Consider the following 23,026-nt stretch of genomic DNA (forward strand, 5'->3'; position numbering starts at 1 on the left):
GTGGCCCTTTTATGTCAAAAATAACAAAAACGCTCGTACGTAAACGCCTCTTTTTCTTTTTAATCATTGGCCTCGTTTTGGCAATTGTATTAATGGCAAGACTAGGGTATGTACAGTTTGGTCTTGGTGGCTGGCTTACAGGAGCTGCTGAAGATTCATGGAGCCGTGATTTACCTTTTGAAGCAGAACGAGGAGAGATCTTGGATCGAAATGGAGAAGTGTTGGCAACAAATGTTAGTGCACCGTCTGTGCTCGTCGTTCCACGGCAAATTGATCATCCTGAAGAAACGGCGGCAATGCTTGCAGATTTACTAGACGGAGATAAAGAGCGAATCTACCGTCAAGTGACTGAGAACAGCTCAATCGTAAGAATTAATCCAGATGGCCGAAAGATTGATCAAGAGGTGGCTAGTGATATACGTAAAATGCGCCATTCAGGCGTTTATATTGTTGAAGACAATAAGCGTCATTATCCACAAGGTGAACACCTCGCACACGTACTCGGCTTCGCTGGGATTGATAATCAAGGCTTAGTCGGTTTGGAAAGTTTTTATGACGACAAATTGGCAGGACAAAGTGGTCACGTATCCTTCTTTTCAGATGCACAAGGTCGTCGTCTTCCAGATATGGCTGATCAATATCAACCACCACAAAATGGAATGGACGTAAAGTTAACGATCGACGATCGGGTGCAAAAAATTATTGAACGTGAGCTTGATAATGCAGAAGCAACGTATAATCCAGACGGTGCGCTCGCGATTGCGATGGATCCACAATCTGGAGAAATCCTTGGCATGTCTAGTCGCCCTCACTTTAACCCAGACGATTATCAAGCCGTATCACCAGAGATTTACAATCAGAATCGCCCGATTTGGGCGCAGTATGAACCCGGGTCAACGTTCAAAATCATAACGCTTGCAGCTGCACTAGAAGAGAATAAAGTTGACCTAGATAATGATCACTATTACGATAGTGGGTCAATTGAAGTGGCAGGACATCGGCTTCGCTGTTGGAAAAAAGGTGGGCATGGCAGTCAAACGTTTCTAGAAGTTGTACAAAACTCTTGTAACCCAGGCTTTGTTGTTCTTGGGGAACGCTTAGGTACAGAGAAGTTATTTGACTACATTCGAGCTTTTGGTTTCGGTGAAGAGACAGGCATTGATATGGACGGCGAAGGATCTGGCATTCTATTTAAAGAAGAAAATGTCGGTCCGCTCGAACGTGCGACGACCGCATTCGGTCAAGGGGTTGCCGTTACACCGATTCAACAAGTTGCCGCCGTTGCCGCAGCAGTAAATGGTGGAACGTTATACCAACCGTTTATTGCAAAAGATTGGATTAACCCTGATACAGATATGGTGATTGACAGTCAAATGCCAATCGCAAAACGTAACGTCATCTCAGAAGAGACGTCTAAAGAAGTGCGTCGTGCCCTTGAGAACGTAGTCGCTCAAGGCACAGGTGGAAAAGCATTTGTTGATGGCTACCGAGTAGGTGGCAAAACAGGTACCGCTCAAAAGGCTTCTGGTGGTCGATACTTGGAAAACAATCATATCGTTTCATTTATCGGGTTTGCCCCAGCTGATGATCCACAAATCGTCGTCTACGTCGCTGTAGACAATCCGAAAAACACGGTTCAGTTTGGTGGTGTTGTTTCCGCACCTATTGCAGGTAAGATTATTGGCGATAGTTTAGAAGCGCTTGGCGTCCCTAAACGAGAGGATCAAATCGAGAAGAAATTAACGTGGACGGACGTACCGGTTTTAGAAGTTCCTGATCTTACTGGATTGACCCTTCGAGACATTCACGATGCGAGTTATCCGTTAGAACTTGATATTCAAGGAAATGGTGAATTTATCCAACGTCAATCACCAGCAGCAGGCGAACGAGTGGAAGAAGGATCTACAGTCCGGATCTTTATGGGGGATGAAGAACAGCCAAGGGACTAATTTCCTTGGCTGATTGCTTATACATAAGAGTCTTTCGTAAGTTTTTTGCGTGTACTTAGAAATTGTGACCATATAAGAAGCTATTAATGATATAATAATTGCTTGTGAGAATGAAAGTGAGTGGTAAAAATGAAATTATATGATCTAACTGAAGACCTACTCGTCTTCCAAAAATCAACTTCACATAACCCTACAATTACATCTGTAGAAATGGACTCTAGAAAAATTCAATCAGGGTCTCTCTTCGTTGCACTTCGAGGCTTTACAGTGGACGGTCATTCGTTCGCCGAACAAGCCGAGCAAAAAGGTGCAAGTGCAATTATCGCTGAAGAGGTACTTAACGTTTCGATTCCAGTTATTGTCGTGAAAGATTCGTATCGTGCGTTGGCACAAATCGCGGCGAAGTTTTATGACGATCCGACAAAACAATTAAATGTGATCGGAGTAACAGGGACGAATGGAAAGACAACAACAACACACTTAATTGAAAACATCTTTAACGAAGCAAAACGTTCATTAGGTTTAATCGGGACATTGTATACAAAGTATGCAAACGAGACGTTTGAATCGAAGAACACAACGCCAGAATCATTGCTACTACAAAAAACCTTCCGTGACATGGCTGATGCAGGCGTTACAGATGTGGCAATGGAAGTGAGTTCACAAGCGCTCGCACTCGGTCGTGTTCGTGGGACGGACTTTAACGTAGCTGTTTTTACGAACCTGACTGCTGACCACTTAGATTATCATGAAACCATTGACAATTATAAGCACGCGAAGAGTTTATTATTCTCTCAACTCGGGAACCGATACGCGGATGAGTTAAAAGCAGCCGTTTTAAACATCGATGACCCAGTGAGTGCAGAACTCATGCAAGCAACAGCAGCTCCAGTCATTACGTATGGACTAAGTGATAAAGCGGATGTTCGTGGGAAGAACTTACGTCAAACGCCTTCAGGTACATTTTTTACGTTAGAAATTGGCGATCAATCGATCGACCTCGATCTTAAAATGGTCGGAAGGTTTAACGTCTATAATGCGTTAGCGGCAGCTAGTGCAGCGTACGTCTCAGGGATTTCCCTAGAGACGATTAAATCTAGCTTAGAAGCAAGTAAGCCAATTCCAGGTCGATTTGAAACGGTGAACATAGGCCAAGATTATGCCGTTATTGTTGATTATGCCCACACGGCAGACAGCCTTGACAACATTATGCAAACCGTTAAAGACCTTGCAACGAAAAATGTCTACGTCGTTGTTGGCTGTGGTGGGGATCGTGATCGTACGAAACGTCCAGAAATGGCTAGAATTGCTGAGAGTTTTGCAGATCTCGCGATTTTCACGAGTGACAACCCGAGATCAGAAGATCCAGAACATATTCTGCGTGACATGGTTGCAGGTGTACAAACAAATCGTTATGAAGTGATCGTGAACCGAACGGAAGCGATTGATTATGCGATTTCTAAAGCAACGAAAGATGACGTGATTGTCATTGCTGGTAAAGGTCACGAAACGTATCAAGAAGTAAACGGCGTATTTCATGATTTTGACGATCGTGAAGTTGCGAAAGAAGCGATTATGAAACGGTTAAGCCAAGCGTAAACAATGGTGAAAGGAGAGAGCTTACATGTTTGAACCCGTTATACTCATCGCGATTGCAACTGCATTTGTTTTATGCGTTGCTCTTTCCCCATTGTTTATTCCAATGCTTCACCGTATGAAGTTTGGGCAAAGCATTCGCGACGAAGGACCAAAAAGTCATCAAAAGAAAAGTGGTACGCCAACGATGGGAGGCATCGTTGTACTCATTAGTATCGTTTTGACGGTGTTTATCGTCATCGCGTTCGTACCGCAACTAGAGCTCGATTATCGCATATGGTTATTGTTGCTCGTAACCGTAGCCTTTGGTCTCGTCGGATTTCTTGATGACTTTATTAAAGTTGTCATGAAACGAAACCTCGGTTTAAATTCAAAACAAAAACTTCTAGCACAACTTGTCGTTGCTGCGATCTTCTATTTCGTACTTCGTCAATATGAATTTTCTACGAGTGTGCACATTCCAGCTACTTCACTATCCATTGATATCGGTTGGTTGTACTTGCTGCTCGTTGCAGTGATGCTCGTCGGCGCTTCCAACGCTGTGAATTTAACGGATGGCCTAGATGGACTGCTTGCAGGTACATCTGCAATTGCATTTGGTGCTTTCACCGTGCTCGCATGGGCTGCCGGATTTACAGAAGTTGCGATCTTCTCAGCGGCAGTTGTTGGTGCGGTACTCGGTTTCCTTGTCTTTAATGCGCACCCAGCTAAAGTATTTATGGGTGACACAGGGTCCCTTGCATTAGGTGGTGCGATTGCGGCGATTGCAATTTTGATTGAGATGGAAATTCTTCTCGTCTTAATTGGTGCTGTGTTCGTCATTGAGACGCTTTCTGTCATCATTCAAGTAACGTCCTATAAGCTAACGAAGAAGCGAGTATTTAAGATGAGTCCACTCCATCATCATTATGAGCTTGTCGGTTGGTCTGAATGGAAAGTGGTTATCGTCTTTTGGGTCGCTGGATTAATCTTTGCGGTGCTTGGCGTGTACATTGGGGTGTTAGATTTATGATGATGGATCAATTGCAAGATAAATACGTTTTAATTTTAGGGCTTGCTAGAAGCGGAGAAGCGGCTGCGCGCCTTCTAATAAAGCATGGTGCAAACGTTGTCGTTAATGAATACAAGTCAAAAGAAGAGTTAAACAACGTTGAAGCATTAGAAGCCCTCGGGGTTACGTTCGTAACCGGAGGGCATCCCCCGCACCTTCTTGAACAAAATCCAGCTTTTATCGTAAAAAATCCGGGCATTCGTTATGATAATCCAATCGTTCTTGGAGCTATTCAACAAAACATTCCAGTCGTTACGGAAGTAGAGCTCGCGGGTGAGATTCTTAAAGGGACGCTCATTGCGATTACTGGTTCGAATGGTAAAACGACAACGACAAAGTTAATCGAAGAAATGATTGCTGCAGATGATAAACGAGCGTTTTTAGCAGGGAACATCGGCTTGCCAGCTTGTGAAGTGGCAGAGAAGGTTCATGAAGACGACTATATGGTCACAGAAGTGTCTAGTTTCCAGTTAAAAGGAACGATTAACTTTAAGCCAGAGGTTGCCGTCTTGTTAAACATCTTTGACGCTCATTTGGATTATCATGGTACAAAAGACGATTATGTCGATTCAAAAGCGAACGTAACCGCTTTTCAAGATGCTACTGATGTGCTCGTCTACAATGAAGATGATCCAACGGTTAAGGAAATTGCAAGCCGTTCAAAAGCAAAAACGCTACCGTTCTCAATCCAGTCCACGTTATCAAACGGTGTGAGTTTAGATGAAAATAAGAAAGTCATTCAAGTTGATGGTGAGCCGATCATTGCCATTGACAAGATCGTGCTCCCAGGCATGCACAATTTGGAGAACATCCTCGCAGCGATCGCAGTCGCTACGACGTGCAACATTAACAAAGAAGCTATTGCTCACGTGTTAATGTCATTTAGTGGTGTTGAACATCGATTGCAATTCGTTAAAGAATTGAATGGACGAAGAGTCTATAACGATAGTAAAGCGACGAACATATTAGCGACTGATAAAGCGCTACGCGCCTTTAACGAACCAATTGTACTCATTGCAGGCGGATTGGATCGTGGCAATGAGTTTGATGAACTCGTCTCCAGTTTAACGAGTGTGAAAGCACTTATAACGTATGGTGAGACGAAAGAGAAGTTAAAGCGTGCTGGTCAAACGGCAGGTGTTCAGTCGATTGGTCTACATGAAACGATTGAAGAAGCGGTTGAACAAGCGTATGAAGTCTCTGACGAAGGTGACGTTATTTTACTGTCTCCAGCTTGTGCGAGTTGGGATCAGTTTAAAACCTTTGAAGAGCGTGGAGAAGCGTTTTTGAAAGCTGTTGAAGCAATTCAGTAAAGGGTGGACATGTTACGGCAACACGCGTCATAAGCTGTATTAGGACTGTTCAAACAAGAACAGCTTAATCAGCGTTGTGACGGGGTGAAACTGTGAAAAATACAAAACAACCGGTCGATGGTTTATTATTATTTGCCATTGGTGCATTGCTAATTATCGGGGTTATTATGGTGTACAGTGCGAGTGCCGCTTGGGGGGAGTATCGTTTTAACGATCCGTTCTATTTCTCCAAGCGACAAGCGCTCTTTGCATTTGTCGGTGTCATTGGTCTCGTCATTATGATGCACTTTGACTACTGGAAGATGAGAAGGTATGTCGTACCTGCACTTTTTGTCTGCTTTGGTTTACTTATTCTCGTGCTCATTCCTGGTGTCGGCTTAATTCGTGGTGGTGCCCAGAGTTGGATTGGTGTAGGTGCTTTCTCCATTCAACCGTCGGAGTTTATGAAACTTGCGATGATTGGGTTTTTGGCACACTGGCTTTCCAATAACAATCAACTGCTGTCGTCCTTTAAAAAAGGGCTTTTGCCACTGCTTGCAACGATTTTTGTAGCGTTTGGTATGATTATGTTGCAACCTGATTTAGGTACTGGAGCGGTCATGGTGGCAACATCATTTATCATTTTATTCGTTGCGGGAGCAAGGATTAAGCACTTTGCTGTTCTCGGTGGGATTGGGGTATTAGGATTTGTAGGGCTGATTGCATCTGCACCTTACCGAATTGACCGAATCACATCGTTTTTAGATCCGTGGAGCGATCCACTCGGAACAGGGTTTCAAATTATTCAATCACTTTATGCGATTGGACCAGGCGGATTGTTTGGAATGGGTTTTGGTGAAAGTAGACAAAAATACTTTTACTTACCCGAGCCTCAAACGGATTTTATATTTGCCGTGATTGCAGAAGAAGGTGGCTTTATTGCAGGAGCGATGGTGATCTTCTTGTTTACAGTCATCTTATGGAGAGGGATTCGAGCTGCATTGCTTGCTCCTGATTCGTTCGGCACATATCTTGCGGTCGGAATTGTTGGTATGCTTTTCGTACAAGTAGCGATCAACATCGGCGTTGTCATTGGCTTAATTCCAGTAACAGGGATTACGCTGCCACTCTTAAGTTATGGTGGCTCATCGCTTACGCTCATGCTCGTTGCTTTAGGTATTCTATTAAACATTAGCGCTCACGCAAGAAGCGTTTAATATTTTGAAATTAGGTGGGAAAATGAAAGTATTATTAACTGGTGGAGGTACAGGCGGTCACATTTACCCTGCACTTGCCCTTGCAAATGAAATTAAACGTCAGTACCCAGACGCCCATTTCTTATATATCGGTACGTCCAATGGTTTAGAAGCAAACATCGTTCCAAACCACCCATTGCCGTTTGAAACGATTGAGATTAGTGGATTTAAGCGAAAGCTTTCCTTCGAAAATGTGAAAACGATTAAGCGCTTTTTAATGGGTACGAAACGAGCGAAATCATTGATTCGTTCGTTTCAACCAGATGTGGCGATTGGAACAGGCGGCTACGTTGCGGGTCCTGTCATGTATGCGGCAGCGAAGTTAAACGTTCCAACGATCATTCATGAACAAAACAGTGTTCCTGGGCTAACGAATAAATTTTTAAGTCGATACGTCGATCGTGTCGCGACGTGTTTTGATGAAGCGACGAACTATTTTCCAAAAGAAAAGACGGTATACACTGGAAATCCAAGAGCTCAAGAAGCGTTACGTGCAGACAACGTCGATTTACAAAATGAATATGGACTGGATGCAAATGTACCTACTGTATTGATTGTCGGAGGTAGTCGAGGTGCAAGACCGATTCATGAAGCGTTTTTGGAAGCACTTCCGCAGTTAAAAGACAAAATCTGTCAATTTCTCTATGTTACGGGCGACGTTCATTATGATAAAGTGAAAGAGCAACTAGAAACGATTGAGACGAATCAACACGTCGTTATTCGTCCATTTATTTCAGATATGCCGAGCGTTTTAAAAAGTGTCGATGCAATCGTTAGTCGTGCTGGTGCAACAACCCTCTCAGAAATTACAGCAATTGGGATTCCATCAATTCTGATTCCAAGTCCTTATGTAACAAATAACCATCAAGAACACAATGCACGAGCGCTTGAAAAAGCAGGTGCAGCAATTGTCCGTAAAGAAAATGAATGGGGAGCAGAACAGTTTGCTTCTGACTTACGCAACATTTTTGACGGAGAAACGCAAAGCAACATGAAGCTTGCTGCACAAAAAGCAGGAACTCCTGATGCGAGTGATCGTTTAATCAAAGTGATCCAAACATTAATCAAAGAATAACAGCAGGACGGTAGGAGGACATTTCTATGGCAGACAAACAAAATGTCGTCTCTGTGAGCGACCGAATACCAGCGTTAAAAGAACAGAGGAAAAAGCGAGCCAACCGCCGTCTCATTTTTTATTTAAGTATTTTCTTTATCCTTATTGGGATCGTCGTCTACTTTCAATCTCCTCTAAGTCATGTACAGCAAATCCAAGTTGAAGGAAATTACACTGGAGAAACTCGTGAGATTATTGATCAAAGTGCGCTCGTAAGTGGTGAGAGCATATGGTCACAATCGCTCAGTAGTGCAAAAGAGCGAGTTGAACAAATTCCATACATTGAAGAAGCGACAATTGAACGATCCCTCCCGACAACATTACGAATTATTGTCCAAGAACGGGATCGTACGGCTTATTTGCATAGCAATGATCAATTTATTCCCGTCTATGGGAACGGTCAATTAATGGATGAACAATCGCTCGACACCTACCCAAGTGATGCACCAATTATTTTTAACTGGCAAAACGAAGAGCTGTTAGAAGCGTTTTTCGTTGAATTGGACAAGCTTGGTAGCGGAATGATCAATCACATATCGGAGATTCATCCGAGTGATGACGATCCTACACTTCTTCGCTTATTCATGAACGACGGAATTGAAGTAGAAACGACGATTGAAAACTTCGCAAGCTACATGGCGCCTTATCCAACGGTTGCAAGGCAAATCTCAGAGCCTTCGGACGGAATTTTGCACATGAAAATGAGCCCTTACTTTGAAGCGTTTAATCCTGAAGAGTATGCCGGGGAGATTCATGAAGAGCACATTGATACGGGTGATGGTGGGCTAGAAACTGAGGAAGAACCAGTTACAGAAGAGCCCATTGAAGAAGGAGAAAATAACTGATCTAATGGACACACTTCCCATTTGGGAACTGTGGCTTTCGTGCTAGCGTTTATCTAGAGCGTTTTTCGCTTTCCTCCTTATCAATTCTAGTGTAGACTTGTACATAGTAATTCTTTTTCACAACTGATAAAGGATTTTCACATCCCCGAATCGAATTAAAGAAGAACGGTAGTCATTTTATTTCGGTTCATTACTAAGAAGAAATGTAATAGAAACGAAGCCGTTTCATTACAAGTAGGAGGTACCGTTCATGGACAACAACACAATTTATGTCAGTCTTGATATTGGTACAGCCGAGGTACGTGTCATGATCGGGGAAATGTCAGCAGGAATGTTGAACATTATTGGAGTAGGCAATGCAGCTTCTACTGGAATTAAAAAAGGTGCAGTCGTTGACATAGATGCCACTGTAAATGCAATTCGAGAAGCCGTCGATAAAGCAGAGCGAATGGTAGGGATGTCAATTAAACAAGTGGTTGTCGGCATTAACGGAAACCACATTGATCTCCATCAAACACACGGAATCGTAGCTGTATCAAGTCCAAACAAAGAAATTACAGCAGAAGATATTGATCGCGTTACCGATGCAGCTTCAGTCGTGAGCATTCCTCACGATCGTGAAATTGTTGATATCGTACCCTTACAATACATCGTTGATGGGTATGACGGAATTACAGATCCAACTGGGATGATCGGAGTTCGTTTGGAAATGGAAGGGTTATTGGTCACAGGATCAAAAACCGTTTTACATAACTTACTTCGATGCGTTGAAAAAGCAAACCTTGAAATTACAGACATCTTCTTGCAGCCACTTGCTGCAGGTGAAATTGCTGTATCAAGCGATGAAAGAATGCTCGGTGTTGCACTCGTAGACATTGGTGGTGGCCAAACGACCATTTCTTATTTTAAGAACGGTGGTTTGCACTCAACGTATGTGATGCCAATTGGCGGATCACACGTCACCAATGATTTATCTGTTGGGTTGCGCACGACAATGACACAAGCTGAACAATTGAAAACAGAACACGGTCATGCATTTATTGATGACAGTAGTGATGAAGTCACTACGACAATTACGCCGATGGGTCAAGGTAGTGGCGAAGAATATTCTCAACGAGATCTTGCTCACATCATTGAGCCTCGTATGGAAGAAATCTTCGAACTCGTAAACGAAACGTTAGACGCAGAAGGTGATATTCCTGGAGGAGTCGTACTCACAGGTGGCGGAGTGATGCTTCCTGGCACACTCGAGCTAGCTCGTGATGTACTCGGTCGAAACGTCCGGATGGCGATTCCAGATTATATCGGTGTCAGAGAACCACGGTATACAAATGCAGTTGGACTCATTGAATTTGCTCACAAGCATGTTAGAATGCATAATAAAGAGATGGTCGCTGCGACAACTGAATCCGCACAACCAAAAGTAGAACAAAATCGCAAATCAAGACATTCTGCGAATGAACTAGAAGAATCGAATGAAGATAGCCCTGGCGTAAAAAAACGCGTACGTAACTTCTTTAAAGTGTTTTTTGAATAGGACAGGCACATTTGACTGATGAGGGGGACCTGAGATGCTAGAGTTTGAAATGGACATGGACCAACTCGCCCAAATTAAAGTTATTGGGGTCGGAGGCGGCGGTTCCAACGCGGTAAACCGAATGATTGAAAACGGTCTACAAGGCGTAGAATTTATTGCTGTAAATACAGATGCTCAAGCATTGCAATTATCACAAGCTGAAACGAAACTACAACTAGGTGGAAAGTTGACGCGTGGTTTAGGTGCAGGAGCGAACCCAGAGATTGGGAAGAAAGCAGCTGAAGAAAGCAAAGAGCAGCTCGAAGAATGTTTAACAGGTGCTGACATGGTATTTATCACCGCTGGAATGGGTGGAGGTACAGGAACAGGAGCAGCACCGGTCATTGCAGAAGTTGCCAAAGAAATCGGCGCGCTAACGGTAGGTGTCGTCACTCGACCATTTTCTTTTGAAGGTAAGAAGCGTTCAACGCACGCGAAGAACGGTATCGAAGCTCTAAAGGAAAAAGTTGATACACTAATCGTAATTCCAAACGATCGCTTGCTTGAGATTGTTGACAAAAACACGCCAATGCTTGAAGCATTCCGTGAAGCAGACAACGTTCTTCGTCAAGGTGTACAAGGGATTTCAGATTTAATTGCTACTCCTGGTTTAATCAACCTTGACTTCGCCGACGTGAAGACAGTCATGAGTGAAAAAGGTTCAGCACTTATGGGTATTGGTATTGCAACCGGTGAGAATCGTGCAGCAGAAGCAGCCAAAAAGGCCATATCAAGCCCACTCCTTGAGACGTCTGTAGACGGAGCGCAAGGGGTACTCATGAACATTACAGGTGGTTCGAACTTAAGCTTGTTTGAAGTTCATGAAGCAGCGGAGATTGTTTCCGATGCCTCGGATCCAGAAGTAAACATGATTTTCGGTTCCGTAATCAATGAAAATCTGAAAGAAGAAATCGTTGTAACGGTTATCGCGACTGGTTTTGATGACGTTGCTGATAAGAAAGCGAAACAACAAAAAGTTCGCGGTTCATCGATGCAACGCCAACAAGCGCCACGTGAAGAAGTGGAGCCGACGCGTGAACAACGGCAACAACCGGTTTACGAGGAGCCGCCACAACCAGAGCCACAACAAGAAGACGAATCAATCGACGTACCAGCGTTTCTACGCAATCGTCGAAGAAGAAGATAAGAAATAAGAGTCCAATTATTGGACTCTTATTTTTTTATGTTTGCATTGTCGAATGGTGAAATCGTGATTAATCAGACGTTCCTTACAACGTCGCCGTGGATTTCGACACATTTATACGTAAACCTGTAAAAAGAGTTAGAGACATGCTCTGAGAAAATGACATACTTCGAAATCGATTCTCTCTATACTAGTAATCAAGGAAAAACAGAAACCGTCTAGAGAGGAGGGAGTGGGCGTTCATTGACCTTATACATAGATGTCATCTATGGATTAAATACGGTCGTTACTGCTAGTCTCCTTTACATGACTGGCAAATGGCAAGGATATGAATTCTCTCTTTTCAGAGTATTGTTTGTCGCACTCATTACGAGCTTACCGTTATTTCTATGGTTAACCGACTACGGCGCAATGTTATTGCATCCAGTAAGCCAAGTGATCGTTTGCATCTGTACCGTATACTTTGCTTTTGGTTTTAAGCGATTCGCGCGGTTCATTAAAACGACGTTTACGTTTTATGTCATTTCATTATTATCTGGCGGAGCCGTCATTGCAATGACATGGTTTTGGCAATCATCACAATTACTACAGACGTGGAAACAGACGTCAAGCTGGGCTACGTTAGATCATATGCATGGGCTGCTCGTCTTATCCACATTACCCGTCGTGATTCTCTTAACGCAAATTACAAAACACTCACTAAAAGAAGAGAAACGCAATGAAAATAAAATCATAAACGTTCGCATTCAAATGGACGGTATCGTTGAATCCGTTTATGCAAAAGCACTCATCGACACCGGAAACCACTTGAAAGATCCTATTACGAGAAAGCCAGTTATGGTCGCGACTCTTTCCGTTCTTGAATCTGTTTTAACAAATGACTCACTCGAAAGCTTTTCAACATGGTTGAGTGCTGAAGGTACAAAAGGAGAAAATCCGTGGAATGAAAATGTTCGAATTATCCCATATCAAGCGATCGGCAAAGAACACGGATTTTTATTTGCGATCCAAGCAGCAGAAATTGAAATGGTAAGTGGTGACTCGTCTCACATTTTAAATCGAGCATTGATCGCATTTGAAACCCGTGCTGTATCATCAGAAGATCGTTTTCAATGCATCATCCCACCTGAAATGGTGCCAGCTGAATAAAGCCGAACGGAGGGGGATTTACATTGTGGAAGAAATCAAAGATGAAACTTACGATTCATTGGTATAAGTTACTCCAAAAACTAGGCATTAAACCCGACGAAGTGTACTACATCGGCGGTAGCGAAGCGTTGCCTCCACCTCTTAGCAAAGAAGAAGAAGCAGAGCTTTTAGAAAAGCTTCCAAACGGAGATCCTGAAGTACGCAGTCGCCTCATTGAACGGAACTTACGCCTTGTCGTCTACATCGCTCGAAAGTTCGAAAACACCGGCATTAACATTGAAGATTTGATTAGCATAGGAACGATCGGCCTTATTAAAGCTGTGAACACATTTAATCCCGAGAAAAAAATCAAACTAGCAACATACGCATCGCGGTGTATTGAAAATGAGATTCTCATGTATTTGAGACGCAACAACAAAACTCGTTCTGAAATTTCTTTTGATGAACCGTTAAATGTTGATTGGGACGGCAATGAATTATTATTATCAGATGTTATGGGAACCGAAGAAGATATCATTACACGAGATCTTGAAGATAAAGTTGATAAATCATTATTGCGCCGCGCATTAACGACACTCAATCCCCGTGAAAAACAAATTATGGAACTGCGATTTGGACTTGCGGGTACGAAAGAGAAGACACAAAAAGACGTCGCAGATATGTTAGGAATTTCTCAATCTTATATTTCAAGACTGGAAAAACGAATTATTCGCCGCCTAAGAAAAGAATTTAATAAAATGGTTTAATGAAAAAGCGAAGGATTACCGCCATTTTTATACCATTTATTGTCTATCTAAAAGATAAAACGAAAAGATTGATCGCATAAAAAGTCCTCCCGCGGACATACTGAACGTGAGCAGGAAGAACGAACCGTTCACTGCGATGACGCCGTGGGAGGGAACATATGTGACACGCAACAAAGTTGAGATCTGCGGAGTTGATACGTCTAAATTACCTGTACTTAAAAACGATGAAATGCGCATCCTTTTCCAAAAGCTCCAATCCGGAGAAGAATCTGCACGAGAAACACTCGTAAACGGAAATTTACGACTCGTACTTAGCGTCATTCAACGTTTTAACAATCGTGGCGAATATGTCGACGATCTATTCCAAGTCGGCTGCATAGGACTGATGAAATCCATCGATAATTTTGACTTAGGCCACAACGTCAAGTTTTCAACGTACGCCGTCCCGATGATTATCGGAGAAATCCGCCGCTACTTACGCGACAACAATCCGATTCGCGTTTCGCGTTCATTACGTGACACCGCGTACAAAGCATTACAAGTCAGAGACCGCCTTATGGCAGAAAAAGACCGCACGACCGAACCGACAGTACTGGAAATAGCAAAAGAATTAGACTTACCAAAAGAAGAAGTCGTCTACGCATTAGACGCCATTCAAGACCCCGTCTCATTATTCGAGCCAATCTACAATGATGGCGGCGACCCAATTTACGTCCTCGACCAAATTAGCGACGAAAAAGAAAAAGACTCCACATGGGTCGAGCACATTGCCATCCAAGAAGCAATGATCCGTTTAAACGAACGGGAAAAGAAAATACTAGACATGCGCTTTTTCCAAGGGAAAACACAAATGGAAGTCGCCGAAGAAATCGGCATATCCCAAGCCCAAGTATCCCGACTCGAAAAAGCCGCAATCCAAGAAATGAATAAACACACCCGATAAATGTGTGAACCGAACCCACCGCGAAAATGCGGTGGGTTTTTTGGTGGGGAGAGTGGTGTAGCAAGCGGGAGCGAGGGTGTAGCAAGCGGGAGCGTGGGTGTAGCAAGCGAAAAGCAATACTCACTGTAGCTAGAAAACGTTATGATGTATTGCATAATAAAATTAATATGCAGTCATTTTTGTTCCCATGGTAATATCAATCGATAATAGGTTTTATTATTTTTATAGCGGTTGTAATGAGACATTTTCTGTAATGATCGTAGCATTGTATGTCGATCTTGTATGTTTGAAAATTGCCTGGCTTCTTTGTTTGTGCAATAGCGATTGATGAGTAGGGCATAATCAACAAGCCCCGCTTGAATATTATCATAAGAATAGGTCTGACATTTTTTACAATAGAAGCGTACGTGATTAGACGCTCGCTCCACTGGAATATGATCACATTGCGAACAAGGGAGGCCGAGGCGTAAATTGGCATACGTAAGATTATAATCATGCAAAACGTTTCGCCACTTTGGTCGATGATTTGTGTTTATGAGTGATGTGATTTTGGCTATTTTCCCATGACCTGTCATTGGATCATGAACGTTGGATAAAAGTTTTGGAATAGCTTCTGCACGAATAACATAGCGTTGGATTTCTTCTTGCAGTCTAGGTGGATAAGAGAGTTCGGTGTAAGGAGAGGTTAAAACGACATACGGACGAATGGTGATCGGGGCTGTGATGCGCTGTTGATGGAGGAACGTTTGAAATAACCGTTCGTGGCGTTTGACTTGATGAATCGGATTGTTTAACGTTTCGGTTTCATTACCAGATGTTTTTGTAACGGTTTCATCGTCGTGAAAATGAATGTGTCCTTTCATCTGTTTCGTATCAAAAAGATAAACGGTGTCGGATGTGAGTACGATGAGGTCGAGTTGAAAGTAATACGGTTCGTAACTGGGGAGTCGTTTGTTGTGGAGTACTTGCCAATGTGGGAATTGAATGGCGTTTAGAAGATTGTAGAGTTGTGTTTCACCGTTTAAACCAGCTTTAAATTTTTCAATGTCAGAATGTAGAGCGGGGACGTAGTCGAAGCAGCGTTTTTCTAGTGCTTGAAGTTGAAGCAATGTTTCATTAATGAGCAATGTGACACCTCCTAAATGAGTTATTCGACTCTTGATTGATTACCCCTTTATTATTAATGGGATGAAGTGTACTGATTGTAGAATTCAAACACATTATAATTTCACATACCGTATTAATGCTTGCAACAACCCACAAAAAACACCATGCGTTCATCAAGCGCAAACAAACGTAAACACGAGCGCTAAATAGACGGAAACGAGGCGTAAAACCTCCCAAGTCATCATATGGATAAGCAAGGGATGTTTTAATTAGAAAGGAGTCCAAGTATGCTTAAAATAACCGATTTACAAGTAAAAGAGGTTGTGAATGTTCAAACGGGTAAGCGGCTCGGGACGCTTGGTGATGTGGATATTAATTTATCGACGGGGATGATTGAATCTTTGGTCGTGACGGGAAATAATCGGATGCTTAATATGTTTGGAAAGGAAGAGGAATTGATTATTCCATGGAGTCAGATTGCTAAGATTGGAACGGATGTAATCCTTGTCTATGTTTATGGCAATAACTCTTGACATTTTTCTGCAAAACTACCGTCAAACGCTCGATATGTGCTAAAATATAATGAAAGACTGCTATAAAGGAAGGCGTTTCATGGGGAAAGAACCGTTTGTGTATAATCCAGTCGATAAGCTATTTCATTTAGAACCTATAGATCAACGGACTGTTGCTGGTTTTACGAGTCGTAACGAAGGCGTTAGTCGTGCTCCGTATAACGAGACGAACCTCGGATTACACGTTGGTGACGATCACGATGATGTGATTAGCAATCGAGAGCGTTTGAGTGCGAAATTAGGCGTAAATCTTGATGACTTTGTTTACTGTGAACAAGTGCATAACAATATCGTTCAGAAAGTCACGACAAATGAGCGGGGCCTTGGCACAAAGAGTATGGAATCTGTCGTCTCTCACGCTGATGGTTTGTACACTCGAGATGAGCAGGTTGTTTTAGCGACGCTTTATGCGGATTGTGTGCCTCTTCTTTTTACTGGGGACCGTGGCACAATTGTAGGAACTGCACATGCGGGATGGAAAGGGACTGCTGGTAACATTGGCGGTGAACTTGTCCGTCAATGGATCGAAAGTGAGAACGTTGATGTGACGAGTATTCATGCATATGTTGGGCCTTCCATTGGGAAAGAAAAATATGTTGTAGATGATCGTGTGATTGACCAGTTAAAAGTGGTGTTGCCAAGTGATGTTACGACTTGGAATCGTGTAAGTGATGGTCAATATGAGCTTGATCTCAAACTGACAAATGCTCTATTAATTGAGCAAGCGGGTGTTCCTCGTAATCAAATAACTGTAAGTCGTTATTGCACAGCGAGTGAGCCGGACCTGTTTTATTCCCATCGTCGTGACGGCAGTAAAACGGGGCGTATGGCAGCGTATATTATGAGATCAAGTGGGAGTTGAGCGTCATGGTTGTAGTGAGCGACAATTTACTGAACATAAATCAAGAAATTAAACAAGCTTGTGAGCGTGTAGGTAGGCAACAAGAAGAGATTAACATCGTCGCAGTGACGAAGTATGTGTCAAATGAGCGAGCAGAAGAAGCTGTGGCGTCTGGTGTGAAGCACCTTGGTGAAAGTCGAGCAGAAGGACTTCTAGAAAAACGCGAGGCGATCACGGGTGCTGCTACGTGGCATTTTATCGGTCAGCTTCAAAGCCGGAAAGTGAAAGACGTGATTCATGAATGTGATTATCTTCATTCGCTTGACCGCATATCGCTTGCCAAAGAGATTCAAAAGCGATACAAAGGAGACGGGACTGTAAAGTGCTTCGTACAAGTGAACGTCTCAGGTGAAGAGTCGAAGTCTGGATTAACGCCTGAGGGTGTTATGAGCTTTATTGAGCAATTGCAAGCGTATGATGCAATTGAAGTTGTTGGACTTATGACGATGGCACCGTATGAAAGTGTACCTGAAGATACGAGGCCGCATTTTAAAAAGCTCAAGGAATTGCAACAAGAGATTGTAAAACGTGAGTTTGCACATGCTCCGTGTCATGAGTTATCGATGGGGATGTCCAATGATTATACAGTCGCAATCGAAGAAGGTGCGACATTCATTCGAGTAGGCTCTCGTCTTGTTGGAGATGAGCGCAGCAATTTAGCGTAAAGGAGGTTCGTTCATATTGAGCATAAAATCTCGCTTTAAACGTTTTTTTGATGTTGACGAAGATTATGTTGAGGAAGAATTAGATGTTCCTGTTGAAGAGTCAAAATCTGACAGTGAGCAAAAAGATCGTACTCAAAATGTCGTAAGCTTGCAAAGCATTCAGCAGTCTGCCAAGATGGTTTTAATTGAACCGAGAACGTATGAAGAAGCTCAAGATGTTGCCGATCATTTGAAAAATCGACGATCGGTGATTTTGAATATGCAGCGCATTCAAAAAGACCAAGCCAAACGGATTGTCGATTTTCTAAGTGGCACGGTTTATGCCATTGGCGGTGACATTCAAAAGATTGGTGGGAACATCTTTTTGTGTACACCAGACAATGTAGAGATTTCAGGGGCAATCTCGGAGCTCATGCAACAAGATTTTGATTAGAAGAGGTTGGGGTGAGTGGTTTTATGGCAATGATCGGCCAGATCGTATTAATGGCGATGTCACTTTATCAAATTGCAGTAATTATTTATGTTCTTTCTAGTTGGTTACCTGGATTGCGTGAATCCGGCTTTGGACAAGCATTAGCAACCATTGTTGAACCGTATCTAGAACCGTTTCGTAGAATTATCCCGAATTTAGGTATGATTGACATTTCACCAATCGTAGCATTGATTGCTTTGGCATTAGCGCGACAAGGTGTAATTGCAATCTTTTTCTAATCGATGGATATCTTTCAACATTTTCGTAAGGAAGAGCACGAATGGATTGTACAAGTACAAGACATAAAAGATGCTGTTGAAACGACGTACGAAGCAAAGCTCACTGGTTTTTTAAATCCGAGGGAAGTTGACATTGTACAGTCGGTGATCGGAGCCGATGAAACCGTTAAGGTTGCTTTTTTTGGAGGGGTTGAAGGTGTTGAGCGTAAACGAGCGCTCATCTATCCTTTTTTTGAAGAAGTGTCGCCTGAGCGGTACAACATCGTTATGTTTCACGGGGCATTTGACCCGAAATTCTCAACTGTCTCACACCGCGATCTTCTCGGCGCATTAATGGCTTTAGGTGTAAAGCGAGAGATGTTTGGAGACATTCACGTTTTTCAAGGCAAGGTTCAATGGTTCGCAACAGAAGAAATGCAAGACTTTATTCTGATGAATCTTGAAGGTGCAGGGAAAACGCCGTTAAGACTTTCGACACTTCCGCTACATAATGCGTATGATATAACTGATGAGTGGGAAGAAAAGACAGGATTCATCTCATCACTTAGACTAGATACTGCTATTTCAGAGATGTACAACTTGTCGAGAACGAAGGCAAAGGCATATATAGAGAATAGCCGGGTTAAAGTGAATTGGAGAACGGTGGAGGATCCGAGTTTTCAAATTCAAACTGGCGATACATTATCACTTCAAAAGCATGGACGTAGAAAGCTTTTTTCAATCGATAGCGAAACGAAGAAAGGCAATTTACGTGTAACCTATGGTTTGAAGAAATAACTATGGAGGTGGCTTTCTTGGCATTAACACCGATGGACATTCACAATAAGCAATTTGCTAAAGGGTTCCGAGGCTATGATGAAGACGAAGTGAATGAGTTTCTTGATCAAGTCATCAAGGATTATGAAACCGTCATTCGTGAGAAAGAAGAGCTGTTTTCTAAAGTTAATGAGCTTGAAGAGCGTTTGAATCATTTCTCAAATATTGAGGAAACGTTAAGCAAATCGATCCTCGTTGCGCAAGAATCAGCAGAAGAACTAAAGCGTAGTTCAAAAAAAGAGTCGCAGCTCATCATTAAAGAGTCTGAGAAAAACGCTGATCGCATTATTAACGATGCTCTTTCGAAATCGCGTAAGATTGCGCTAGAGCTTGAAGAACTCAAAAAACAAGCAGCCGTGTACCGGATGCGATTTAAGATGCTTATTGAAGCACAACTAGAGCTTTTAGATGATGAAGACTGGGATAGCCTAACAAACGGTGTAGAAGATGAAGAAGAGGAACATACAAGTCATACATACGAAGACCAAAAAAGTCGCTGACTTGACGTTCATGTAGAGATCGACTATACTTTTAGCAATACTAACTAAATGTAAGCGTTGATTGGGACAGTAGTGATCAATAGACTTTTTGAGCGAGCGAGGGAAGGTGTGAGCCTCGTAAAGAGTTGATTCACGAAGATCACCCAGGAGCTACCGAACAGAAAGCGTTCGAATAGGACGTGAGTAGAGTTTGGCGTGACTAAAGCGATAATTAGACTGAGTGGCTTATGAGCTATCAGGGTGGTACCGCGGGTAAACCTCGTCCCTACGATTGGGATGGGGTTTTTTATTTTGTACTGACTTAGGAGGAAAGAAATGAATTTCAAAAAAACGCTACGAATGCCACAAACGGAATTCCCGATGAGAGGAAACCTTCCAAATCGCGAACCCGTATGGCAAGGTGAATGGGAAGAAGCAAAGCTTTACGAACAAGTGATGACGAAAAATGCTGATAAACCGATGTATGTGCTTCATGATGGACCGATCTATGCAAATGGAAACATTCACGTTGGACATGCAATGAACCGAATCGTAAAAGACATGATCGTTCGTCATCGCAACATGGATGGCTTTAAAGCACCGTTTGTTCCAGGTTGGGATGCGCACGGATTGCCGATTGAAACGGCGCTTACGAAAACAAAAAAAGTTGATCGTAAGAAAATGTCCGTTTCTGAATTCCGAGCGGCGTGTGAAGCGTACGCGTGGGATCAAGTTGAAACGCAAAAAGAACAGTTTAAACGTCTTGGTATGATCGGTGACTTTGATAACCCGTACGTCACATTAACACCAGACTTTGAAGCGAACCAAATTAAAGTGTTCGGTGAAATGGCTAAAGCGGGTCACGTTTATCAAGGGAAAAAGCCTGTGTATTGGTCACCTTCTTCTGAATCGGCACTTGCTGAAGCAGAGATTGAATATCATGACAAGCGTTCACCTTCGATTTACGTAGCGATGAAAGTAACCGACGGTAAAGGGGTCATCGACAACGGTTCAGAGTTCATCATCTGGACAACAACACCGTGGACATTGCCAGCAAACCTCGGTATTTCTGTGCATCCAGATTATGACTATGCGCTTGTTTCTGTCGCTGATCGAACGTTTGTTATTGCGAGTAAACTGTTCGATGAAGTAAGCGAAACGTTAGAATGGGAAGACGCTAAAATTGTTAAGACGGTTAAAGGTGCTGAGCTTGATCAAGTCGTTGCTGCACATCCGTTTTACGATCGTGACTCCCTTGTTATGACAGGACAGCACGTAACACTTGATGCAGGTACCGGCGCAGTTCATACTGCACCAGGACACGGGGAAGATGACTTTATTATTGGTCAACAGTACGGCTTAGAACCGCTTTGTCCTGTAGACAATAAGGGCGTTATGACCGAAGAGGCTCCGGGATTTGCAGGTATTTTCTATGATGAGGCGAACAAGCCAATCACAGAAAAGCTGGATGAGAACGGCGCGTTGCTTAAATTGAAGTTCATCACTCACTCTTACCCACACGACTGGCGTACGAAAAAGCCAGTAATTTACCGTGCGACTGAGCAATGGTTTGTCTCTGTCGAGAACATGCGTCAAGAACTTTTAGACGCGATTGCACGTGTGGATTGGCAACCGAAGTGGGGAGAAGTTCGCCTTCACAATATGATTCGCGATCGTGGTGATTGGTGTATTAGCCGTCAACGAGTTTGGGGCGTTCCAATTCCGGTCTTCTACGAAGAAGACGGTTCTCCAATTATTACAGATGAGACGATTGCACACGTTGCTGATTTGTTCCGTGAACACGGATCAAACATTTGGTTTGATTGGGAGACAAAAGACTTAATGCCGAACGGTTATTCCTCTGAGAAAAGCCCAAATGGTAACTACACGCGTGAAACAGATATTATGGACGTTTGGTTCGACTCAGGTTCTTCACACCAAGGTGTTTTAGAAGAACGTGACGACCAGCACCGTCCTGCTGATCTTTACTTTGAAGGTAGTGACCAATACCGTGGATGGTTCAACTCATCCCTCATTACGAGCGTTGCCGTAACAGGTGATGCACCGTACAAAAAGGTATTGAGCCACGGCTTTACGCTTGATGGTAAAGGCGAAAAGATGTCGAAGTCACTCGGGAATGTTATTGATCCTGCAAAAGTGATGAAGCAACTCGGTGCTGATATTTTACGTTTGTGGGTGTCTTCAACAGACTTCCAATCGGATGTTCGTGTATCCGATGACATTTTGAAACAAGTGTCTGAAACGTACCGTAAAATCCGTAACACACTTCGCTTTATGCTTGGAAACTTAAGTGACTTTGATCCTGCAACTGATCGGGTTAAAATGAGCGACATGAATGACGTGGATTTGTTCATGTATCAACGTCTAAATGATGTCATTTCACGTGCTCAAAAAGGGTATCGGGAGTATGCTTTTGGGACGACGTATCAAGCGTTGCATCATTTCTGTTCAATCGATTTAAGTGCATTCTATATGGATGTTGCCAAAGATGCATTGTATTGTGATCATGAAAATGATGCCGAAAGAAGAGCGATGCAAACAGTGCTTTACGATAGCGTTGTTGCACTTACAAAACTACTTGCACCAATTACACCGTACACTGCTGAAGAAGCATGGTGTTTCATTAAAGATCGTGAAACAGACTATGTTCAACTTACAGAGATGCCTGACGTATTTACGATTGACAACGAAAGCGAACGCGAAGCACGCTGGGCACACTTGTTAAACGTCCGTACCGTTGTGCTTAAGGCATTAGAGGAAGCAAGGGCAGACAAAGTCATTGGTAAATCATTAGAAGCAAAGCTCGTTCTTACTGTGGATGAAACAGCTTATGCAATGTTAAACGAGATGAGTCACCCTGAGAAGTTATTTATCGTTTCGCAACTTGAGCTTGTTAAAGGCGAAGAAACGAATGTTTCCGTACAAAAAGCTGAAGGTGAGGCGTGTGAACGTTGTTGGCACGTGAAAGAAGATGTGGGTGAAGATGAAAGCTTCAACACACTTTGTACACGTTGTGCAGATGTTGTAAAGACGTATGACCCTGCGATTTTGGAAGAAACGGCAAAATAAGCCTCGGTTAAATAACTCCCTATG

21 protein-coding genes and 1 other annotated feature are annotated in these 23,026 nt (G+C 42.9%); of the genes, 20 read left to right on the plus strand and 1 reads right to left on the minus strand.

Annotated features, from left to right (window positions below; all coding sequences use genetic code 11):
- Window positions 1-11 precede the first annotated feature (11 nt).
- The 12 genes from JOD17_RS07670 to sigG all read left to right on the plus strand — a co-directional run bounded on the left by JOD17_RS07670 (window position 12) and on the right by sigG (window position 14,661).
- Complete coding sequence (locus tag JOD17_RS07670; RefSeq protein WP_204696783.1) at window positions 12-1,949, plus strand: stage V sporulation protein D; 1,938 nt, start codon at window positions 12-14, stop codon at window positions 1,947-1,949.
- 129 nt (window positions 1,950-2,078) lie between these two features.
- Window positions 2,079-3,548: a UDP-N-acetylmuramoyl-L-alanyl-D-glutamate--2,6-diaminopimelate ligase gene (locus JOD17_RS07675; RefSeq protein WP_204696784.1), complete on the plus strand. Its 1,470-nt coding sequence runs from the start codon at window positions 2,079-2,081 to the stop codon at window positions 3,546-3,548.
- Window positions 3,549-3,573: 25 nt separating this feature from the next.
- A complete protein-coding gene (mraY, locus tag JOD17_RS07680; RefSeq protein WP_204696785.1) occupies window positions 3,574-4,557 on the plus strand; it encodes a phospho-N-acetylmuramoyl-pentapeptide-transferase in 984 nt (327 codons plus the stop codon).
- The gene (gene murD / locus JOD17_RS07685) at window positions 4,554-5,909 is read left to right on the plus strand and encodes a UDP-N-acetylmuramoyl-L-alanine--D-glutamate ligase (protein ID WP_239575331.1); all 1,356 of its coding nucleotides are present in this window, start codon (window positions 4,554-4,556) and stop codon (window positions 5,907-5,909) included. Before mraY ends, murD begins: the two co-directional genes overlap by 4 nt.
- Before the next feature lie 92 nt (window positions 5,910-6,001).
- Complete coding sequence (spoVE, locus tag JOD17_RS07690; protein WP_204696787.1) at window positions 6,002-7,105, plus strand: stage V sporulation protein E; 1,104 nt, start codon at window positions 6,002-6,004, stop codon at window positions 7,103-7,105.
- Window positions 7,106-7,127: 22 nt separating this feature from the next.
- Window positions 7,128-8,219: an undecaprenyldiphospho-muramoylpentapeptide beta-N-acetylglucosaminyltransferase gene (gene murG, locus JOD17_RS07695; protein ID WP_204696788.1), complete on the plus strand. Its 1,092-nt coding sequence runs from the start codon at window positions 7,128-7,130 to the stop codon at window positions 8,217-8,219.
- Window positions 8,220-8,245: 26 nt separating this feature from the next.
- Entirely contained in the window at window positions 8,246-9,103 is an 858-nt protein-coding gene (locus tag JOD17_RS07700) for a cell division protein FtsQ/DivIB (RefSeq protein WP_204696789.1), read from the plus strand.
- Between the two features lie 250 nt (window positions 9,104-9,353).
- Window positions 9,354-10,640 (plus strand): cell division protein FtsA, encoded by a 1,287-nt coding sequence (ftsA, locus tag JOD17_RS07705; protein ID WP_204696790.1) that lies wholly within the window; start codon window positions 9,354-9,356, stop codon window positions 10,638-10,640.
- Window positions 10,641-10,674: 34 nt separating this feature from the next.
- Window positions 10,675-11,826, plus strand: coding sequence for a cell division protein FtsZ (ftsZ, locus tag JOD17_RS07710; protein WP_204696791.1), 1,152 nt, complete (start codon window positions 10,675-10,677; stop codon window positions 11,824-11,826).
- Between the two features lie 240 nt (window positions 11,827-12,066).
- A complete protein-coding gene (locus JOD17_RS07715; RefSeq protein ID WP_204696792.1) occupies window positions 12,067-12,972 on the plus strand; it encodes a sigma-E processing peptidase SpoIIGA in 906 nt (301 codons plus the stop codon).
- Between the two features lie 41 nt (window positions 12,973-13,013).
- Window positions 13,014-13,718 (plus strand): RNA polymerase sporulation sigma factor SigE, encoded by a 705-nt coding sequence (gene sigE, locus JOD17_RS07720; protein WP_042359894.1) that lies wholly within the window; start codon window positions 13,014-13,016, stop codon window positions 13,716-13,718.
- A gap of 160 nt (window positions 13,719-13,878) precedes the next feature.
- A complete protein-coding gene (gene sigG, locus JOD17_RS07725) occupies window positions 13,879-14,661 on the plus strand; it encodes an RNA polymerase sporulation sigma factor SigG (RefSeq protein WP_042415459.1) in 783 nt (260 codons plus the stop codon).
- Window positions 14,662-14,834: 173 nt separating this feature from the next.
- Here the strand turns inward: sigG and JOD17_RS07730 are convergent, their stop codons facing one another.
- The gene (locus JOD17_RS07730) at window positions 14,835-15,788 is read right to left on the minus strand and encodes a nuclease-related domain-containing protein (RefSeq protein WP_204696793.1); all 954 of its coding nucleotides are present in this window, start codon (window positions 15,786-15,788) and stop codon (window positions 14,835-14,837) included.
- A 267-nt stretch (window positions 15,789-16,055) separates the two neighbouring features.
- On the opposite strand from JOD17_RS07730, the gene JOD17_RS07735 reads away from it, so the two are divergent.
- The 8 genes from JOD17_RS07735 (at window position 16,056) to ileS (ending at window position 23,002) form a co-directional block, all read left to right on the plus strand.
- On the plus strand, window positions 16,056-16,301 hold the full coding sequence (locus JOD17_RS07735) for a YlmC/YmxH family sporulation protein (RefSeq protein ID WP_042360205.1): 246 nt from the start codon (window positions 16,056-16,058) through the stop codon (window positions 16,299-16,301).
- A gap of 79 nt (window positions 16,302-16,380) precedes the next feature.
- Window positions 16,381-17,202 (plus strand): peptidoglycan editing factor PgeF, encoded by an 822-nt coding sequence (gene pgeF / locus JOD17_RS07740; protein ID WP_204696796.1) that lies wholly within the window; start codon window positions 16,381-16,383, stop codon window positions 17,200-17,202.
- 5 nt (window positions 17,203-17,207) lie between these two features.
- A complete protein-coding gene (locus JOD17_RS07745; RefSeq protein ID WP_204696803.1) occupies window positions 17,208-17,906 on the plus strand; it encodes a YggS family pyridoxal phosphate-dependent enzyme in 699 nt (232 codons plus the stop codon).
- 16 nt (window positions 17,907-17,922) lie between these two features.
- Window positions 17,923-18,339: a cell division protein SepF gene (locus JOD17_RS07750; protein ID WP_204696805.1), complete on the plus strand. Its 417-nt coding sequence runs from the start codon at window positions 17,923-17,925 to the stop codon at window positions 18,337-18,339.
- Between the two features lie 23 nt (window positions 18,340-18,362).
- Complete coding sequence (locus JOD17_RS07755) at window positions 18,363-18,617, plus strand: YggT family protein (protein WP_042360208.1); 255 nt, start codon at window positions 18,363-18,365, stop codon at window positions 18,615-18,617.
- Between the two features lie 3 nt (window positions 18,618-18,620).
- Complete coding sequence (locus JOD17_RS07760; protein ID WP_204696806.1) at window positions 18,621-19,394, plus strand: YlmH family RNA-binding protein; 774 nt, start codon at window positions 18,621-18,623, stop codon at window positions 19,392-19,394.
- Between the two features lie 17 nt (window positions 19,395-19,411).
- A complete protein-coding gene (locus JOD17_RS07765) occupies window positions 19,412-19,933 on the plus strand; it encodes a DivIVA domain-containing protein (RefSeq protein WP_042415471.1) in 522 nt (173 codons plus the stop codon).
- Between the two features lie 48 nt (window positions 19,934-19,981).
- Window positions 19,982-20,203, plus strand: a binding site (T-box leader).
- Between the two features lie 45 nt (window positions 20,204-20,248).
- Complete coding sequence (ileS, locus tag JOD17_RS07770) at window positions 20,249-23,002, plus strand: isoleucine--tRNA ligase (protein WP_204696808.1); 2,754 nt, start codon at window positions 20,249-20,251, stop codon at window positions 23,000-23,002.
- Window positions 23,003-23,026: the final 24 nt, after the last annotated feature.

This window comes from Geomicrobium sediminis (genome assembly GCF_016908595.1).
Classification (GTDB): domain Bacteria; phylum Bacillota; class Bacilli; order Bacillales; family Marinococcaceae; genus Geomicrobium_A; species Geomicrobium_A sediminis.

What these genes read in the sequence shown, in the direction of transcription:
- JOD17_RS07755 (WP_042360208.1), top strand. Translation starts at nt 18,363, where the DNA reads ATGGCAATGATCGGCCAGATCGTATTAATGGCGATGTCACTTTATCAA.
- JOD17_RS07670 (WP_204696783.1), top strand. Translation starts at nt 12, where the DNA reads ATGTCAAAAATAACAAAAACGCTCGTACGTAAACGCCTCTTTTTCTTT.
- ftsA (WP_204696790.1), top strand. Translation starts at nt 9,354, where the DNA reads ATGGACAACAACACAATTTATGTCAGTCTTGATATTGGTACAGCCGAG.
- JOD17_RS07700 (WP_204696789.1), top strand. Translation starts at nt 8,246, where the DNA reads ATGGCAGACAAACAAAATGTCGTCTCTGTGAGCGACCGAATACCAGCG.
- mraY (WP_204696785.1), top strand. Translation starts at nt 3,574, where the DNA reads ATGTTTGAACCCGTTATACTCATCGCGATTGCAACTGCATTTGTTTTA.
- murD (WP_239575331.1), top strand. Translation starts at nt 4,554, where the DNA reads ATGATGATGGATCAATTGCAAGATAAATACGTTTTAATTTTAGGGCTT.
- JOD17_RS07745 (WP_204696803.1), top strand. Translation starts at nt 17,208, where the DNA reads ATGGTTGTAGTGAGCGACAATTTACTGAACATAAATCAAGAAATTAAA.
- JOD17_RS07675 (WP_204696784.1), top strand. Translation starts at nt 2,079, where the DNA reads ATGAAATTATATGATCTAACTGAAGACCTACTCGTCTTCCAAAAATCA.
- sigE (WP_042359894.1), top strand. Translation starts at nt 13,014, where the DNA reads ATGAAACTTACGATTCATTGGTATAAGTTACTCCAAAAACTAGGCATT.
- JOD17_RS07735 (WP_042360205.1), top strand. Translation starts at nt 16,056, where the DNA reads ATGCTTAAAATAACCGATTTACAAGTAAAAGAGGTTGTGAATGTTCAA.
- pgeF (WP_204696796.1), top strand. Translation starts at nt 16,381, where the DNA reads ATGGGGAAAGAACCGTTTGTGTATAATCCAGTCGATAAGCTATTTCAT.
- ileS (WP_204696808.1), top strand. Translation starts at nt 20,249, where the DNA reads ATGAATTTCAAAAAAACGCTACGAATGCCACAAACGGAATTCCCGATG.
- murG (WP_204696788.1), top strand. Translation starts at nt 7,128, where the DNA reads ATGAAAGTATTATTAACTGGTGGAGGTACAGGCGGTCACATTTACCCT.
- ftsZ (WP_204696791.1), top strand. Translation starts at nt 10,675, where the DNA reads ATGCTAGAGTTTGAAATGGACATGGACCAACTCGCCCAAATTAAAGTT.
- JOD17_RS07760 (WP_204696806.1), top strand. Translation starts at nt 18,621, where the DNA reads ATGGATATCTTTCAACATTTTCGTAAGGAAGAGCACGAATGGATTGTA.